The sequence below is a fragment of the Endothiovibrio diazotrophicus genome, assembly GCF_054657215.1.
This window is the reverse complement of sequence record NZ_BAAHXB010000112.1, coordinates 1-17,435: the sequence shown is the minus strand read 5'-3', so window position 1 is coordinate 17,435 and position 17,435 is coordinate 1. Positions and strand designations below refer to the sequence as shown.

The following is a 17,435-nucleotide window of genomic DNA, read 5'->3' as shown; positions in this document are numbered from 1 at the left end:
TCCACCCGAAAACGCCGCACGGTATCCTGTAGCCCCTCCGCCAGGCTCTCCAGGTGTTCCACGGAGCGTTCGGTCGCGGTGGCGCGCTCGCTGTTCTCGGAGGCCATCGCGGCGATCGAGTCCACGTGGATGGCGAGATCGCGGCTCGCCCCCCGTTGCGCCTCACCGGCCTCGGCGATTTCGTCCAGGTCACCCACCAGCGTCTCCACCGAACCGGTGGCATCGTTCAGTTCGGTGGTCACCGCGTTCATCGTCTCACGACTGGAAGCCAGATGCCGGAGTCCGTTGTCGATCGACTCCTCCACCTGCTTGGACTGGCGGGTCAGCTCCCGGGTGACGTCGTCGATCTGATTGGCCGACTGAGCCGATTTTTCGGCCAGGGTACGTACCTCGTCGGCGACCACTGCGAACCCCCGCCCCTGCTCGCCGGCGCGCGCCGCCTCGATGGCCGCATTCAGCGCCAGCATGTTGGTCTGCTCGGCGATATCCCGCACCTGCCCGGTCATCTCGGTGATGGAGCTGGTGTTCTGGATGAACGCCCCCACCGAGGTGGCGATCTGCCCCACCGCCTGCTCCACCCGATCGACCTGATCGGCCAGCTGGTTGATGTTGTAGTTGCTTTCGCGAGTCTTCCCGAGACTGTCGTGGGCCAGCTTCTGCACCTGATCGATGTTGTCCGCCACCGACTCCATCCGTTCGGTGATTCCTTCCACCGAACGGGAGGAGGTGATGGAGATCTCCTGCTGCAGGGCAGAGCGTTCGGCCACCTCATGGGTCGTGGCCAGCACCGACTTGGAAGCTTCTGCAACCTGATCGGCGGAGTCGCGTACATGGAGGATCAGGTCGCAGAACTTGTCCATCACCTGATTGAAGACCCCGGCCGACTGGGCGATCTCGTCGTTTCCACGCACCCTCAGGCGGCGAGTGAGATCCCCCTCCCCTTCGGCGATGACCCGCAGCCCTTCGGTCAACTCGTTCAACGGACGGGTGATGTAATGGGTGGTCCCCCAGTAGACGACCAGCAACACCAGCAACGAGAAACCGCCGGTGGCCAGGGCGACCTTCATGCGGAACTCGGCCACCGAGTCGTGTACCTTGTCGAGGGAGAACATCATGCTCACCGCACCGAGGACCGTACCCTCGGTGACGGTGTGGCACATCAGGCAGTTCTTGCCGAGATAGTTGGTGGAGGCGATCGCCGGTATCACCACCCTCAAAGCGGGCTTCCCTTCGAAATCGATCACCTTGGAAAAGGCCCCTCCGCTACGCAGCACCTCCCGTTCGATCTCGTCCTGCGGTTTCTCCTCTTCCGTCCCCGGACCGAAGAATTTGCTCACCGCCTCCCCGCGCACCATGCGCAGGTAGTGAATGTTGTTGGATTCCTTGATCTGATCGAGAAACAGCGCCCGCTGCCCCATGTTGCCGGTGAACATCATTCCGGTGAGCCCGGCCATGGTCATCTGATGGACGCTGACGGAGAAGTCCTGGGCCTGGAGGATGGCGGTGCGCTCCTGCTCCTCGGAGGCCCACATGATGGTCCCGACGGCGGAGACGACCAGAAGGATCAGAAGGGCGGTGACGAAGCGGACACCGATCTTGAAATCGTAGATGTGATCGAACATAGCGTTCCAACACTCCCCAAAGAGGGCATGCCGATCAGCAAGAAGCGGTGGATCCACCATGGATTCCGCTCGCCGGCCCCCTCGCCATCGATGCCATCAACCGTCACCGTAGCGAACGGATCGACCGGGAAATCACCGCCGCGTCACCGCCATACTTGATATTTTTTAGCCGAATCAGACTGGATTGGATAAACTTTACCAAAGTGTAACACAAGCTGTTATCCCCCCCATCAAGAATGCCGCACCGAAGGCCCCGGTGGAGCCGGACTTCCATGAGCCAACTTTTCGTCAGCGATGGCCGCCAGATCGTCGGCCAGCGGGAGAACCAGGAGGACGCCTTTCTCATCGTCCCCCTCGAAGGAAACGAGGAGCGGGCCGAGCGGGTTCTGGTCATTCTCGCCGACGGCATGGGTGGACATGCCGCCGGACAGGTCGCCAGCGAAATCGTGGTCAACCGGTTCCGCGACTTCTTCACCCAACCCGGCCTCCTCGGCCCCCCGTCGCAACTCCTCGGCGAGGCCCTCGACTTTGCCAACCGGGCGGTGGGCGAGTCGGCCGCGTCCAACCCCGCCTACCACGGCATGGGGTGTACGGTGGTCGCGGTGCTATGCGAAAACCAGCGGGCATGGTGGGTGAGCGTCGGAGACAGCCACCTCTACCTGCTGCGCGACAACCGGGTCAGCAAACTCAACGCCGACCACAGCTATGGTGGCTATCTGGACACGCTTGAGGCGAAGGGCGAAAACCCGGCCAACGCGCAAAACCTGCCGCGCAACATGCTGATGAGCGCCGTAGTGGGCGAGCGCATCCCGATGGTCGATCTGCCGAGCGAGCCGTTGCCGCTGAAGACCCGCGACCGACTGGTGCTGGCCAGCGATGGGCTGGACACCATCGCCCGCGAGGAGCTGGCCCTGCGCTTCGACGCCGGCATTCCACCGGGGGCGTTCGCCCAACGGCTGGTGGAGACCGTCGAGCAGGCCGGCAAGCCCCGCCAGGACAACACCACGGTTGCGGTCATCGAGGTCCGGGGAGCAGCGACGGTCCAACGCAACGCGAACGGGACGACCGTACCCACCCCCCCGGCCAATGAGCGAAGACGACTGCCGTTGCTGGCCGGAGGACTGGTCCTGCTCGCCGTTGCCGCGGGAGGCAGCTACTATTTCATCGCAAAATCCACACCGCCCCCGCCGCCCACCGCGGAAGCCGCGGTTGCCACCGGCGACCCACTATCCCCCCAACCGACCCGGGAGGCCCGGAAGCCGCTCGTCGAGGCCGAGCTGCGTGCGCCGCTGCCCAAGGAAATCAGAGAATTCAGGGATACTCTGAGAGACGGCGCAGAGGGACCCGAGATGGTCGAAATCGTTGCCGGCCACTTCGTAATGGGCCGCCCGCAGGACCCGCGCGCCAAGGACGAATACCCCCCTCACTCCGTCACCGTCCCCGGCTTCGCCATGGGCCGCTATGAATTGACGGTGGCCGAATACCGCCGCTTCGCCGAAGCGACCGACCGCGCCGTCAACGAGATCTGGGACAGCGACCCACAAAACACCCCGATCACCGGCATCAGCTGGGGGGACGCCCTCGCCTACACCGACTGGCTCAGCGAACAGACGGGACATCACTACCGGCTGCCGAGTGAGGCGGAGTGGGAATATGCCGCCGGCGCGGCCACCACCACGCACTACTGGTGGGGATACCGCGCCGAGAAGGGTTTCGCCCGCTGCTTCGACTGCGGCGAGCAGCTGGGCCCAGTCAGCCCGCTGCCCATCGGCAGCTTCCAACCCAACCCGTACGGCGTCTATGACACCTCCGGAAACGTCGCCGAATGGGTCCGCGACTGCTACCACCCCAACTACAACAACGCCCCCCGCGACGGCTCCGCCTGGGAGGAGGAGGGCTGCGATCAACGCATCGCCCGCGGCGGCTCCTACGCCAACGCCTCCTCCGCCCTACGGACCGCAGCCCGCGCCCACTTCAGCCCGGACACCACCCTGGAAGACATCGGTTTCCGCGTCGCCCGCGATTTCCCTTAGGGCTTGCGAAAGAATAACTTCCTGTTTTGGGGCGTCGAGATGCCCGTCCGGCAAGGCGCGCAAAGGGGCGCATACTCGTTGTATGCAACCCTTTGCGCAACGCCGAAGACGGGCCGCGAGACCAGCGAGTTGGGGATAACCTATTTTTTCCGCGCCCCTCAAGCCCTTCGCCCACGCGCCGCTAAACTGATTGATAGCGGCAAAACGCGGTTCACCCCATGGCCTACGACATCTCCCTGACCGGCATTCGAGCCCAGATGGCACGGCTGGAGGTCGCCTCCAACAACATCGCCAATGTCGAAACGCCGGGCTACTCCTTCTATCGCGCCCTGCTGGCCACCCAACGCGGCACCGGCGGGGTCCAGGTGGCCGACATCGAACAGCCCCGCCCCGCCAGCACACCCGAAGCGCCGGCGGACGTGGAGCTGCCCGCCGAACTGGTGGAGGCGGTTGCCGCCCAACGCGCCTTCGAGGCCAATGTCCGCATGATCGAAGTCCAGGGCACCGCCCAGGACTTCTTCCTCAACCGCTTGCGACCGATGTAACCTCCCACCGATGCACGAAGAGCCCCACGTGCGGGCGACACCCACGCCGCCACTGCGGGTCGGCATCATCGGCCTGGGGCGCGTTGCCTGGGAGTTGGAGCTGGACCCGTTGCGGGGCAAACCGTGCAGCCATATCGGCGCCTGGCAATCGCTGCCCGAAACCCAACTGGTCGCCGGCTGCGACGACGAAGAAGAGCGGCGCAGCGCTTTCGCCGAGCACTACCCTGGAATCCGCCTCTACACCGACTATCAAGAGATGCTGGAACGGGAGCGGATCGATCTGTTGAGCGTCTGCGCCTATGCCACCGAGCGGTGCGAGATGGTCCAGGCCGCCGCCGGGGCCGGGGTCCGCGGAATTTGGTGCGAGAAGGCGATGGCCGCGTCACTGAAAGAGGCGGACGCCATGGCCGCCGCGCTAAACGCCCACGACACGGCCCTCATCGTGTCGTTCATGCGCCGCTGGGAACCTCGCTACGACAAGGTCAGACAGCTACTCGAAGGAGGAGCCATCGGCGCCCTCGAATCGATCAACGTCCACTTTTCGGGAAACATGCTGCACACCGGTACCCACGCCTTCGACGTCCTGCACGACTGGTGTGGTGAGGTGGCGACGGTGCAGGCGTGGCTCGACAGTGACGACGCACACAACGGGCAGAGCGGCTACCGCTTCGGCAGCAGGGAGATGGTCGAGGACTTCGGCGGGTTGGCCCTGCTGCGCTTTCGCAACGGCATCGACGCGGTCATCCACGGCCACAGCAAAGGCTATTTCCGTTTCGAATTCGAGCTGCTCGGCAGCTACGGCATGATCCGCATCGGCAACAGCCAATCCGAGCTATGGACCACGGCGGAGTCCCAGCGCTACAGCGACTTCGCGGAATTGGAACCAACCCCATTTCCCACCCCCGCACCGCGAAACCCCTGGGCCGCCGCGGCCGCCGATCTGGTGAACGCGACCCTTCATAGGAAAAGGCCTCGCTGCGGCGTCGACGAAGGCCGCCATGCGCTCGCCGTCGCCCTGGCGATGCACCACAGCCACCACCACGGCAACAGGCCGGTGCGCTTGGATGAGACGCCCGCCGAGCTCTACGTCCCCAGCCGCTGAAACGAAAAAGGGCCGCCTCTGCGACCCCTGTTGGAACGGCAGTCCTGCCGCCTCAGCCCACACGATCCCCCAGCAGGTTGAGGGCGAACTGCGGCACCGCATTGGCCTGTCCCATCATGGCGACACCGGCGCGCTGCAGGATCATCAAACGGGTCTGCTCGGCAGTAGTCTGCGCGTAGTCGGCATCGGTGATCCGGCTATTCGACGCGGAGAGGTTCATCGCCACGTTGGAGAGGTTGCTCATGGAGGACTCGAAGCGGTTCTGAACCGCCCCGTAATCGGCACGCATGGAACTCACCCGATCGAGCATCCGGTCGATCATCGAGATGGCGCTCTGCGCCCCCCCCTGGGTGGAGATGTTCAGGTTGCCGCCCAAGGCGCTGCCGATTCCGTTGCCGGTGGTCCCGGCAAGGTTGGCGGTATTCACCTGAATGGTATCCACCCCACTCGTCCCGCCGGCCCCCACCTGGATATCGACCGAACCGCTGGTCGCCAGCACCTTCTGGCCATTGAATTCGGTGGCATCGATCACCCGGCCGATTTCGGCCTGGAGTGCCGCCACCTCCTTCTGCATCGAGGCGCGATCGGAGGCGGAGTAGGTGCCGTTGGAGGACTGCACCGCCAAGTCCCGCATCCGTTGGAGTTTCTCGGTCACCCCACCCAGGGCGCCCTCGCCCACCTGCGCCATCGAGATCCCGTCGTTGGCGTTGCGGAAGGCCTGATTGAGACCGCCGATCTGCGCGGAGAATAGCGTGCTGATCGCCAGCCCGGCGGCGTCGTCCTTCGCGCTGTTGATCCGCAGCCCCGACGAAAGCTGCTGCAACACCCCCTGCAATCCCTGCTGGGTCTTGTTCAGGTTGTGCTGGCCATTCAGGCTCGACACATTGGTATTGATGGCAAGGGACATGGTCTCCGCTCCCTGTCGGCTGATATCACCAGCACAAACGGCTTGATTCGATGCCCCAATCGTAGCCGAGAACCCGAAATCCCGCACTAAAGAAATCAAGAGAGCTGCCGAGCGGCGCAGCTGACCCGACCAGCGGGGGATCCTCCAAACGAAAAAGGGCCACGCCGAGGCGTGGCCCTTTCGGTGATTTTGGTCGGGGCGAGAGGATTTGAACCTCCGACCACCTGCACCCCATGCAGGTGCGCTACCAGGCTGCGCTACGCCCCGAAATGTTTCCGTCAGATCGACGAGGGCCGGAATAATACCACAGACTCATCCATTTACAACCCTGGCGCCGAGGAAAAGTGGGATTTTTCGCCTTTCATCGAGCCCTAACGAAAAAAGCGGGAAAACCGAACGGTAACTTCCCGCTTCCCGGGCCATCCCGAACATCGCCCCTCACCGCTTGAGGATTTGCAACAACTCTTCCAGCTCACCCCGCAACTGACGTACGATCTGGGTGCTCTGAGTAAGGTCGTCCTTCGCCTCGTCCCCCGAAAGGCGCTGGCGAGCACCACCAATGGTAAAGCCCTGATCGTAGAGCAGGCTGCGAATCTGACGGATCATCAGCACATCCTGGCGCTGATAATAACGGCGATTGCCGCGCCGCTTGACCGGCTTGAGCTGAGGAAACTCCTGCTCCCAATAGCGGAGCACATGAGGCTTCACCTGGCAAAGCTCGCTCACCTCTCCGATGGTGAAATAGCGTTTCCCCGGGATCGCCGGCAGCTCGATCTCACTGTTCGCTTCCAGCATAGGCCTCCACCCGTGCCTTCAGTTTCTGCCCAGGACGAAACGTCACCACGCGCCGGGCGGTGATCGGGATCTCCTCGCCGGTCTTCGGGTTGCGGCCGGGGCGCTGATTCTTCTCACGAAGATCAAAATTGCCAAACCCGGAGAGTTTTACCTGTCGACCCGATTCCAGCGAGGTCCGAATCTCTTCGAAGAACATCTCGACCAACTCCTTGGCCTCACGCTTGTTCAAGCCCAGTTCCTCAAATAGACGCTCAGCCATCGTGGCCTTGGTCAACGTCATAGTTCTAATCTCTCAGACTAGCGCCGAATTTTTCTTCTAAAACGGCCACCACGGCACGGGTGACCCCCTCCACGTCATCGTCCGTTAGTGTGCGGGAAGAATCCTGTAAAATCAAACCTAAAGCTAGGCTTTTTCGTCCCGATTCTACCCCCTTGCCCTGATAGACATCGAACAGCACCAGGGATTCGAGCAGCGGACCCGCCGCATCGAGCACCGCGGCACGGATCTCGCCGGCCGCGGTCGCCTCATCCACCACCACCGCCAAGTCCCGGCGAATGGCCGGAAACTTGGATAGCGGACGGAATTCGGGCACCCCCCCTTCGACGACATACTTTAACGAAATTTCAAATAGATAGCACCGCCCCGGGAGATCAATCCGCTGCTCCAGCGAAGGGTGGAGCGCCCCCACCCAACCGACCGCCTCATCACCACACAGGACGCGTGCGGACTGCCCGGGATGAAGTGCCGGATGGTTCTCCGGGACGAACCGAAAGCGCTCCCCTCCCCCGCCAAGACTCAACAGCACCTCCACGTCCCCCTTTGCGTCGAAGAAATCCACCGTTCGCGAGGGGAGCCCCCACTGCTCCGGTTCGACGCCTCCACAGAGCACACCAGACAGATATTTTTCCTGAATAATTTCATCGCCTTGCTTAACAAAGCTCAAACCTGTCTCAAATAGGCGGACCCGCTCCTGTTGGCGCGCCACATTGTATTGCAACGCCTTTACCAGACCTGGCCAGAGGGTAGTGCGCATCACCGACAGATCACTGGAGATGGGATTGGCCAACCGCACCCCCTCTCCCTGCGGGTCGAGCAATGCCTGAATCTCCGGGTCGACGAAGCTATAGGTGATCGCCTCCTGGTAGCCACGATCCACCAGCACCGCACGCAGGCGTGCCAGCCCGGTCTCCCCTTCGGCGAGCGGAAGGATTCGCTGCGCACCCTCCGGATAGTGCGCGGGGATATTGTTGTAGCCGTGGATCCGCCCCAGCTCTTCGATCAGATCGGCCTCGATGGTGATATCGAAGCGGAAGCTGGGAGGCACCACCCGCCATCCGCCATCGACCGCCTCCACCGTCATCCCCGCCCGCTCCAGAATCTCAACGACCCGATCGTCCTCCAGGACGATGCCGAGGAGACGGCGGATCCGCTCGCGACGCAGAACCACCGGCGCCTTGGCAGGCAGATGCACCTCGGAACAGACCTCCACCAACGGCCCGGCCTCACCGCCGGCGATCGCCAGCAGCAACCCGGTGGCGCGCTCCGCCGCGCGGCGCTGCAACTGCGGATCGACACCGCGCTCGAAGCGGTAGGAAGAGTCGGTGGCCAACCCGTAACGGCGTGCGCGGCCGGCGATCACTTCCGGAGCAAAGAAGGCGCTCTCCAGGAAGATGGTATCGGTGTCGTCCGCCACCCCGCTCGCCTCTCCACCCATGATGCCGGCAAGCGCCAGCACCTTGGCCTCGTCGGCGATCACCAGGGTCTCCTCGTCCAGCTCGATCTCCTTGCCATCGAGCAGGGTGAGGTGCTCACCGGCGACAGCGCGACGAACACGGATTCCACCATCGAGGCGACGCAGGTCGAAGGCGTGCATCGGCTGCCCCAACTCGAGCAACACGTAGTTGGTCACGTCCACCAGCAGGCCAAGGGAGCGGATACCGCCACGACGCAGCCGCTCGACCATCCACGGCGGGGTTTGCGCCATCGGATCGAGGCCGCGAACCACCCGCCCCACATAACGGGGGCAATCGGCGGGGACCTCCACCGCCACCGGAAAGGAGTCATCGATGGCCGCCCCGATTTCGGGAATCGAAGGCGCGACAACCGGACAGCTGTTCAGCACCCCCACCTCGCGAGCGATGCCGGCCATGCCGAGGCAGTCGCCCCGATTGGGCGTCAGATCCACCTCGATGATCGTGTCGTCGAGATCGAAGTGATCGCGGACATCGCGCCCCACCTCGGCGTCCTCGGCGAGAGGCAGCAGGCCATCGGCCGACTCCGCCATGCCGATCTCCACCGCCGAGCAGAGCATGCCGTGGGAGGGAACACCGCGCAGCTTGGATTTCTTGATCTTGAAGTCGCCGGGCAACACCGCGCCGACCAGCGCGGTGGGGGCCTTCATCCCGACGTGGACATTGGCTGCGCCGCAAACGATCTGCAGCGGCTCCCCCTCCCCCACATCGACCTTGCAGACATTGAGCTTGTCGGCGTCCGGGTGTTTCTCGACGGCGAGCACATGCCCCACCACCACCTTGGAAAAGGCGGCCGCGGCCGGCTCCACCGAATCCACCTCGAGCCCCGCCATGGTCAACTGCTCGGCCAGCTCCTCGCTGGAGACCTGCGGGTCGACCCACTCACGCAGCCACTTTTCACTGAACTTCATACTATTTCACCGTGGATGTTCAACGCAGAGGACGCGGAGAACGCAGAGTTCGCAAAGAAAGACGAACCAGACATTCCCTACCCCACCCCCTCGCAATATCGTCAATTCGGGCAGAAGAGGCGCAGCCGAGAAAACTCCGCGTTCTCCGCGTCTCTGCGTCCTCTGCGTTCCAGTGCCGCCGTTTAACGAAACTGCCTGAGGAAGCGCAGGTCGTTGTCGAAGAAGAGGCGCAGGTCGTTGACCCCGTAGCGCAGCATCGCCATCCGCTCCACGCCGAGACCGAAGGCAAACCCGGTGTACTGCTCATTGTCGATACCGGCGTATTCGAACACCTTGGGGTGAACCATGCCGCAGCCAAGGATCTCGATCCAGCCACTCCCCTTGCATACCCGACACCCGTCGCCGCCACAGATCACACACTGGATATCCGCCTCGGCAGAGGGCTCGGTGAAGGGGAAATAGGAGGGACGAAAACGCACCGCCAGGTCCCGCTCGAAGAAGCTGCGCAGAAAGTCGTGCAGCACCCCCTTCAGCTCGGCAAAACTGACGTTGTGATCCACCAGCAACCCCTCCACCTGATGAAACATCGGGGTATGGGTGACATCGGAATCGCAACGGTAGACCCGCCCGGGGGCGATCAGCTTGAGCGGCGGCCCGCGATGCTCCATCACCCGGATCTGCACCGGCGAGGTGTGGGTACGCAGCAGGGTATGGGGATCGAAGTAGAAGGTGTCGTGCATCGCCCGCGCCGGATGGCTGGCGGGGATGTTGAGGGCCTCGAAGTTGTGGTAGTCGTCCTCGATCTCCGGCCCCTCGGCCACCTCGTAGCCCATCGAGCGGAACAGCCCCTCGATGCGCTCCAGGGTGCGGGTCACCGGATGGAGCCCGCCGCCCTGTTGGCCGCGCCCGGGCAGGGAGACGTCCACGCGCTCGGCAGCCAGACGTGCGCTCAACGCCGCTTCGGCCAGCACCCCGTGACGCGCCTCGATCGCCTCCTGCAGCGCCTTGATCGCATCGGTCACCGCCTTGCCGGCGGCCGGCCGCTCCTCCGGCGGGAGCTTGCCCAGCCCCTTGCGCAACTCGGCCAGCGAGCCCTTCTTGCCCAGATACGCCACCCGCACCTGGTCGAGGGCCGGAAGATCCCCGGCGTCGGCCACCGCCCGCTCCGCCGCCTGCACCATGTCCGCTAGTTCTTTCACAACCACAACTCTCAGCTGATGGGGAACGGGAACCGCATCCCAGCCCTCAGAAACAAATAGGGGAAAGGACCGAAGACCTTTCCCCTATTTGCGTCTCCGCCCTCCCCACAAGCGGGAGGGCACCTATCGTCGATCTACGCAGCGAGGGCGGCCTTGGCCTTGTCGGCCACGGCGGCAAAGCCCTGCTTGTCGAAGATGGCGATATCGGAGAGCACCTTGCGATCGATCTCGATTCCGGCCTTCTTCAAACCGCCGATCAGGCGGCTGTAGGAGATACCGCACTCGCGCGCGCCGGCGTTGATGCGGGCGATCCACAGGGCACGGAACTGGCGTTTGCGCTGACGACGGTCGCGATAGGCGTACTGGCCGGCCTTGATCACCGCCTGCTTGGCGACGCGGAAGACGTTCTTGCGACGACCGTAATAACCCTTCGCCTTGGCGAGGATCTTCTTGTGACGGGCACGGGCCTGGACACCACGTTTCACTCGAGCCATTGATCCAATCCCCCCTTAATCGCAGAGCATACGGGTCGCCATGCGCACGTCGGCCTTGGCAACCATGGAGGGAGAGCGCAGGTGGCGTTTCCGCTTGGTGCTCTTCTTGGTGAGGATGTGGCGGCGGTGGCTCTGACCGCGCTTGATGCCACCGGCGGTCTTCTTGAACCGCTTCGCGGCACCGCGATTGGACTTCATCTTCGGCATGACAAAATGCTCCGAACAGGGTCGTTAATGACAAAGCAGAGAGTGTCGGGCAGTCCGCCGAGACGGGGCGCCCGTGCTTTCGGTACTCGCTACTTCTTCTTTTTCGGCGCGATCACCATCACCATCTGACGGCCTTCCATCTTCGGCCGCTGCTCGACGGTGCCCAGCTCTTCCAGGTCGGTCTCGACCCGCTGGAGGAGCTGGAGGCCCAGCTCCTGGTGCGCCATTTCCCGGCCGCGAAAGCGCAAGGTGATCTTGGTCTTGTCGCCGGCTTCGAGAAAACGAGAGAGGTTACGCAGTTTGACCTGGTAATCCCCGATGTCCGTACCCGGACGAAACTTGACCTCCTTGATCTGCATCTGCTTCTGTTTCTTCTTCGCAGAGTGCAGCCGCTTGTTGTGCTCGAACTTGTACTTGCCGAAATCCATGATCCGGCAGACCGGCGGCACCGCGGTCGGAGAAACCTCGACGAGGTCCAAACCGGACTCGTCGGCCTGCTGAAGCGCCTGTTCCAGGGAAACGACCCCCGCCTGTTCACCTTCGGCGTCGATCAATCGCACCTCGCGGGAGGTGATCTGGTCGTTTCGGCGCACATCTTTTACAGCAGCGATAATTCTAATCCTCCAAACAAGTACGACCGTGGCACGCAGACTCCCCGGCAAGTTTGGCAGCCAATTCCTCTACGGGGAAGCTGCCGAGATCCTTACCGCCCTGCGTACGCACGGCCACTAGGCCGGATTCCATCTCGCGATCGCCAACGACGAGGAGATAGGGAACCCGTTGAATCGTGTGCTCGCGGATTTTAAAGCCGATCTTTTCGTTTCTCAAGTCCGAAATGACCCGCAAGCCGTTCTTTTTCAAGGTCGCTTCCACCTGCTTCACGTAGTCCGCCTGGGCGTCGGTGATATTCAGCACCGCCGCCTGCACCGGCGCCAGCCAGAGCGGGAACTTGCCCTCGTGGTGCTCGATCAGGATACCGATGAAACGCTCGAGCGAACCGAGAATGGCGCGATGGAGCATCACCGGCACCTGCTTGGTGCCGTCTTCGGCCACGTATTCCGCATCCAGCCGCCCCGGCATGGAGAAGTCCACCTGGATGGTACCGCACTGCCAAACCCGGTTGAGGCAGTCGCGCAGGGAGAACTCGATCTTCGGCCCGTAGAACGCCCCCTCGCCCGGCTGCAGCTCCCACGCCAGCCCCTTGGCATTGAGCGCCTCCTCCAGCGCCTGCTCCGCCTTGTCCCACACCTCATCGGAACCGACCCGGTCCTCCGGGCGGGTGGAGAGCTTGATCTCCACCTCGGTGAAGCCGAAGTCGGCGTAGACGCTGTAGAGCAGATCGATGAAGGCGGAGACCTCCGACTGGATCTGCCCCTCGGTACAGAAGATATGGGCATCGTCCTGGGTGAAGCCGCGCACCCGCATCAGACCGTGCAGGGTGCCGGAAGGCTCGTTGCGCAGGCAGGAGCCAAACTCGGCCATGCGCAGCGGCAGGTCGCGGTAGCTCTTCAGCCCCTGGTTGTAGATCTGGATGTGACAGGGGCAGTTCATCGGCTTGATCGCGTAGTCGCGATTCTCCGCCTGGGTGGTGAACATGTCGGACTGGAACTTGGCCCAGTGCCCCGAGCGCTCCCACAGGGAACGATCGGCCATCGGCGGAGTGCGCACCTCCTGGTAGCCGTTGGCACGCAGCACGCTACGCACGTACTGCTCCACCTGCTGGTAGACGATCCACCCCTTGTCGTGCCAGAAGACCAGGCCCGGCGCCTCCGGCTGGGTGTGGAACAGGTCCATCGCCTTGCCGATCTTGCGGTGGTCGCGCTTCTCCGCCTCGGCCAGCCGGTTGAGATAGGCCTTCAGCGCCTTCTTGTCGGTCCAGGCGGTACCGTAAATGCGCTGCAGCATCTCGTTTTTCGAATCGCCGCGCCAGTAGGCTCCGGCCACCTTCATCAGCTTGAACGCCTTCAGCCGGCCGATGGAGGGGACGTGGGGGCCGCGGCAGAGGTCGATGAAATCGCCCTGCCGGTAGAGCGAAATGTTCTCGCCGGCCGGGATGTCGCCGATGATCTCCGCCTTGTACTTCTCGCCCATACCGGAGAAGAAGGCGATCGCCTCGTCACGACCCATCAGCGAGCGTTCCACCGGAAAATCCTGCTTGACCAGCTCGGCCATCTTCTGCTCGATCGCCTCCAGGTCTTCCGGCGTGAAGGGGCGCTCGAAAGAGAAGTCGTAGTAGAAGCCGTCCTCGATCACCGGGCCGATGGTCACCTGGGCGGCGGGAAAGAGGCTTTTCACCGCCTGGGCCAACAGGTGGGCGGTGGAGTGGCGGATCACCTCCAACCCCTCCTCGTCACGCTCGGTAATGATCGCCAGCGTCGCATCCGCCGCCATCGCGTGGGAGGTATCCACCAGCTTGCCATCGACCTTGCCCGCCAGCGCGGCCTTGGCCAGACCGGGACCGATGGCGGCGGCCACGTCGTGGACCGTCACCGGAGCGTCGAACTCTCTCTTCGTGCCGTCGGGCAGCGTGATAACCGGCATGGAACCCCTACCTTGATGATCGCAACGGAAAAGGCACTGCCCCACGCGTTCGTAGCGGCGGGGCAGTGCCTTGAAATGGTTGGGGAATTCTAACCAAGTTCACCGATGATAGAAAGGGCGGTTGCGCCGCCGCCTCCCCCGATGCACGGAAGAGTCACCCGGTGGCGCGGGCGATATCCTCCTGCACCTGCTGGTGAACCTGGCCTTCATCGCTCACCATGGCCAGGAAGGCGTCCAGCAGCCCCGGCTCGAACTGCCCCGACTCCCGTTCCGACGAGAGGATGGCGATCGCCTTCTCCCGCGGCATCCCCTTGCGGTAGACCCGATCGCCGGTCATCGCATCCCAGGTATCGGCGATCGCCACGATCCGCGCCATCAGCGGGATCGCCTCCCCCGCCAGCCCGTCGGGGTAACCCTTGCCGTCCCACCGCTCGTGGTGCCAGGCGGCGATCTCGGCGTGCTCCTTGAAGCGTTTCAGCGGGCGCATGATGGCCGCGGTGTAGACCGGATGCTTCTGCATCTCCTCGTATTCCGCATCGCTCAACGCGCTTGGTTTGTTGAGGATCGCATCGGGGATGCCGATCTTGCCCAGGTCGTGCATCAGCGCCCCGCGCTTGAGGACCGCCACCTGCTCCTCCGCCATCCCGATGTGCTGCGCCAGCTTCACCGCGTACTTGGCGACCCGCGCCGAATGGCCTGCGGTATAGCTGTCCTTCGCCTCCAGCGCCTTGGCCAGGGACTGCATCATCTGCAGATAGGCCTGCTCCTGCTCGCGCATCAGCTGCTGCAGCCGTTCCGCCATGTGATTGACCGCCCCGCCGAGCCGCCCCAGTTCGTCGTGATGGAGCCGCCCCGTGACCCGCGCGTCCAACTCACCGTCGGCGATCCGCGCGGTCACCCCCTCGATGCGGTTGATCGGTCCGATCAGACCACGATGGACCGTCCACCCGATCAGCAGCACGGTGATCAGCGTGATGGCGCCAATCAGGACCATCGCCTCCCCTTCGTACTTGTCGTCATGGCCACGGATGATCCCGCGGGTCTCCGCCAGACCGATCTCCATCTCGATCCCCACCGTGCCGATCCCCGGCAACTTCGCCGGCAGGATCACGTCCACCTTCTCCAGCATCGCCCCGGTGGCCGGATCGCGGTAGCGCTCCACCTCGTCGCCCAGATAGACCTCGCCCCTCTCGAGGGTGTCCCGTTTGTAGGAGTCCACGTCCTTGGTCTTGATCGATGGATCGGAGGAGTTGGCCACCATCTCGCCGTCGAGGGAGAAGATGTAGAGGGAGAGGATGGAGAAATCGAGCAACTCCTCCCGGTGAGAGGCCCGCTGCTCCACCAGTTCCTGGAGCGCAGCTCGACTGGAGGGGTCGGGCAACCGGGTGATCTCGTGTTCCACCCCGCTCAACACCGCCAGCGCCTGTTTTTTCGCCGCCTCCAACAGGGCCCCCTCGATCACATCCTCCGACAGGAGGACCTGCAACCAGGCCCCGAACAGGGAGACGACGAGGATCAGGCCGACGATGCGTGCAGTCAGGCCGAGGCGGAAGAGGGAGTGGATCATGGAAGAGACGCCGGTTGTCGAACGTAGGGGCCAATGATAACCCGAGCAGGATGAAACCGAGCTGAATGGCGGCCGGCGCTCAACCCACGGGGGATGGAAACGCCCCTTCGACCCACCGATCGACGCGCCGGTTCCGCAGGCCGGCACCGAAACCACCGGAAGAACGAAAGCCCCTCCTATTCGGGATCACTTCACGGCCCGCTCGTCCCGCTGCGGATCAACCGGGCTCGGTTCCACCGCCGGTTAGGGACCCTGCGGGGGACCATCCGCCGACACGGACGGCCCCTTTTTCAGGAAGGTGCGGGCGAACCACTTGCGCGCTGGCTCGTCGACCCTCCGCTCCAGCAGCGACGCCAGCGGCGCCAGCAGGATCAGGAAGATCCAACCCGAGTAGGGGGCGAAGGTGGCGGCATAGCCGTCGGTGGCGATCAGCACCAGCTGGCCGAGGGGCTCATGCAGGACGTAGACCGGGTAGCTCGCGCTGCCGAGAAAGAGCATCGTCCGCGTCACCTTCGAGTCCAGATCGATGGTGGTCGAGGCGGCCAGCACCACGCAGGCGGGGAAGACGAACCAGATCGCGAGGGTGTCGATCAGCGGATCGAGGCCGCCCATTTCGGGGATCAGGAACACCCCGCAGATCAACGCGATCGCCAACCACGGCCGCGGGCGGATGTTCCACCGGCCCATCTGCGCGTGGAGGAAGATGCCGAAGAAGATGCCGTAGGAGGCGCGCACCAGGCCGGCGAAGAAGCCCCGCGGCGCGTAGATGAAGCCGTAGTCCATGTTCCCCTGATAGACCGCGGCGGCGGCGAGCAGCAGACCGCAGACGACGATCACCGAGAGCAGCACCTTGCGGGTGAGCCAGCGGCGGGTCGCCGCGTAGAGGAAGTTGGCGAGCAGCTCGTAGAAGAGCGACCAATAGGGGCCGTTGATCGGAAAGAGCAGCCCCTCCGGGATCGCCACCCCTGGCAGGATCAGCAGGGAGAGCGCGATGAGGGTCATCGCCTCCGGCGTGGCCATGGGCGTCCCCTGTTCCGCGAGTCCGTAGAGGTAGAGGGGAATGGCGAAGCAGAGCGAGATGAAATAGACGGGATAGAGACGGACCAGACGCACCAGGACGAAGCCTTTGAACGAGAGGGTGCCCTCCGCCATCTTCCGCCCGTAGGCGTTGGCGATGACGAAGCCGCTGAGGATGAAGAAGATATCCACCGCAAGATAGGTGCGATAGACGACGAACTCCCACAGGTCGGTGGTGTGGCGCATGACCACGAACAGGGCCGCCACGCCGCGGATGCCGTCGAGGTACGCGTATCGATGTGCTTTTGTTGCCACGTTTCTACTCTGCAAGCGGGGGATCAGGCGGGAGCGCAAAGCCGGGACTTCAGTAAAAAATACATAAAATCCAAGCGTTTACACAGAAGTATCCCAGCCCCTTCAAGCCCCGTCAAGGTAATCGATCACGTGGAAGCCCAACCGACTCGGCAGAATCGCGGAAACCTGCCGGGATATGGGGAGGCGGGAAAAACGCCGGTGGTTTCCACTTCGTCCCCTGCGGAGAGTGGCGTCGTAGGTCGCCCCTACTGGGGCGACGCGAACGGGGGCACCGTCGTTTGGTCTCGATCCGGCCTTTCCGGGCGGGAGGGCCGCGATGGTCGGGACGCGTGGTGCGACATCAAGCCCCGCTGCTTCCATTCACGTCGCGGCGGTAGCCGCGACCTACGACCTGTCGTGGAAGAATTGCCGGAGAAGGTTTTTCGGCA

At 63.7% G+C, this 17,435-nt stretch carries 15 protein-coding genes and 1 tRNA gene; 3 read left to right on the top strand and 13 right to left on the bottom strand.

Annotated features, from left to right (window positions below; all coding sequences use genetic code 11):
* A partial coding sequence (locus ACYQ2W_RS21025; RefSeq protein ID WP_459871763.1) for a methyl-accepting chemotaxis protein occupies positions 1-1,622 on the bottom strand: 1,622 nt, incomplete at its 3' end.
* A 272-nt stretch (positions 1,623-1,894) separates the two neighbouring features.
* Here ACYQ2W_RS21025 and ACYQ2W_RS21020 point away from each other — a divergent pair.
* The 3 genes from ACYQ2W_RS21020 (at position 1,895) to ACYQ2W_RS21010 (ending at position 5,302) form a co-directional block, all read left to right on the top strand.
* Complete coding sequence (locus tag ACYQ2W_RS21020; RefSeq protein WP_459871760.1) at positions 1,895-3,655, top strand: SUMF1/EgtB/PvdO family nonheme iron enzyme; 1,761 nt, start codon at positions 1,895-1,897, stop codon at positions 3,653-3,655.
* A 218-nt stretch (positions 3,656-3,873) separates the two neighbouring features.
* Entirely contained in the window at positions 3,874-4,200 is a 327-nt protein-coding gene (locus ACYQ2W_RS21015) for a flagellar basal body rod protein FlgC (protein ID WP_459871757.1), read from the top strand.
* Positions 4,201-4,210: 10 nt separating this feature from the next.
* Entirely contained in the window at positions 4,211-5,302 is a 1,092-nt protein-coding gene (locus ACYQ2W_RS21010; protein ID WP_459871754.1) for a Gfo/Idh/MocA family protein, read from the top strand.
* 52 nt (positions 5,303-5,354) lie between these two features.
* Here the strand turns inward: ACYQ2W_RS21010 and ACYQ2W_RS21005 are convergent, their stop codons facing one another.
* From ACYQ2W_RS21005 to ACYQ2W_RS20950, 12 genes are all read right to left on the bottom strand, one after another.
* Positions 5,355-6,209: a flagellin N-terminal helical domain-containing protein gene (locus ACYQ2W_RS21005; protein ID WP_459871751.1), complete on the bottom strand. Its 855-nt coding sequence runs from the start codon at positions 6,207-6,209 to the stop codon at positions 5,355-5,357.
* Positions 6,210-6,399: 190 nt separating this feature from the next.
* Positions 6,400-6,476: transfer RNA gene (locus tag ACYQ2W_RS21000), tRNA-Pro, on the bottom strand.
* A gap of 171 nt (positions 6,477-6,647) precedes the next feature.
* A complete protein-coding gene (locus tag ACYQ2W_RS20995; protein ID WP_459871748.1) occupies positions 6,648-7,004 on the bottom strand; it encodes a MerR family transcriptional regulator in 357 nt (118 codons plus the stop codon).
* Positions 6,985-7,284 carry an integration host factor subunit alpha gene (gene ihfA, locus ACYQ2W_RS20990; protein WP_459871745.1) on the bottom strand — a complete coding sequence of 100 codons (300 nt, stop codon included), beginning with the start codon at positions 7,282-7,284 and terminating at the stop codon, positions 6,985-6,987. Before ihfA ends, ACYQ2W_RS20995 begins: the two co-directional genes overlap by 20 nt.
* Positions 7,285-7,288: 4 nt before the next feature.
* On the bottom strand, positions 7,289-9,667 hold the full coding sequence (gene pheT, locus ACYQ2W_RS20985) for a phenylalanine--tRNA ligase subunit beta (RefSeq protein ID WP_459871742.1): 2,379 nt from the start codon (positions 9,665-9,667) through the stop codon (positions 7,289-7,291).
* A gap of 182 nt (positions 9,668-9,849) precedes the next feature.
* Complete coding sequence (gene pheS / locus ACYQ2W_RS20980) at positions 9,850-10,848, bottom strand: phenylalanine--tRNA ligase subunit alpha (protein ID WP_459871766.1); 999 nt, start codon at positions 10,846-10,848, stop codon at positions 9,850-9,852.
* Between the two features lie 152 nt (positions 10,849-11,000).
* The gene (gene rplT / locus ACYQ2W_RS20975) at positions 11,001-11,360 is read right to left on the bottom strand and encodes a 50S ribosomal protein L20 (RefSeq protein ID WP_459871740.1); all 360 of its coding nucleotides are present in this window, start codon (positions 11,358-11,360) and stop codon (positions 11,001-11,003) included.
* A gap of 15 nt (positions 11,361-11,375) precedes the next feature.
* Positions 11,376-11,567, bottom strand: coding sequence for a 50S ribosomal protein L35 (gene rpmI, locus ACYQ2W_RS20970; RefSeq protein ID WP_459871738.1), 192 nt, complete (start codon positions 11,565-11,567; stop codon positions 11,376-11,378).
* An 89-nt stretch (positions 11,568-11,656) separates the two neighbouring features.
* Positions 11,657-12,160, bottom strand: coding sequence for a translation initiation factor IF-3 (gene infC, locus ACYQ2W_RS20965; RefSeq protein ID WP_459871735.1), 504 nt, complete (start codon positions 12,158-12,160; stop codon positions 11,657-11,659).
* Between the two features lie 22 nt (positions 12,161-12,182).
* Complete coding sequence (gene thrS / locus ACYQ2W_RS20960) at positions 12,183-14,108, bottom strand: threonine--tRNA ligase (RefSeq protein ID WP_459871733.1); 1,926 nt, start codon at positions 14,106-14,108, stop codon at positions 12,183-12,185.
* A 154-nt stretch (positions 14,109-14,262) separates the two neighbouring features.
* Positions 14,263-15,675, bottom strand: a complete 1,413-nt coding sequence (locus ACYQ2W_RS20955) for an HD domain-containing phosphohydrolase (protein WP_459871730.1) — start codon at positions 15,673-15,675, stop codon at positions 14,263-14,265.
* A 243-nt stretch (positions 15,676-15,918) separates the two neighbouring features.
* Positions 15,919-17,007 (bottom strand): acyltransferase family protein, encoded by a 1,089-nt coding sequence (locus tag ACYQ2W_RS20950; RefSeq protein WP_459871727.1) that lies wholly within the window; start codon positions 17,005-17,007, stop codon positions 15,919-15,921.
* Positions 17,008-17,435: the final 428 nt, after the last annotated feature.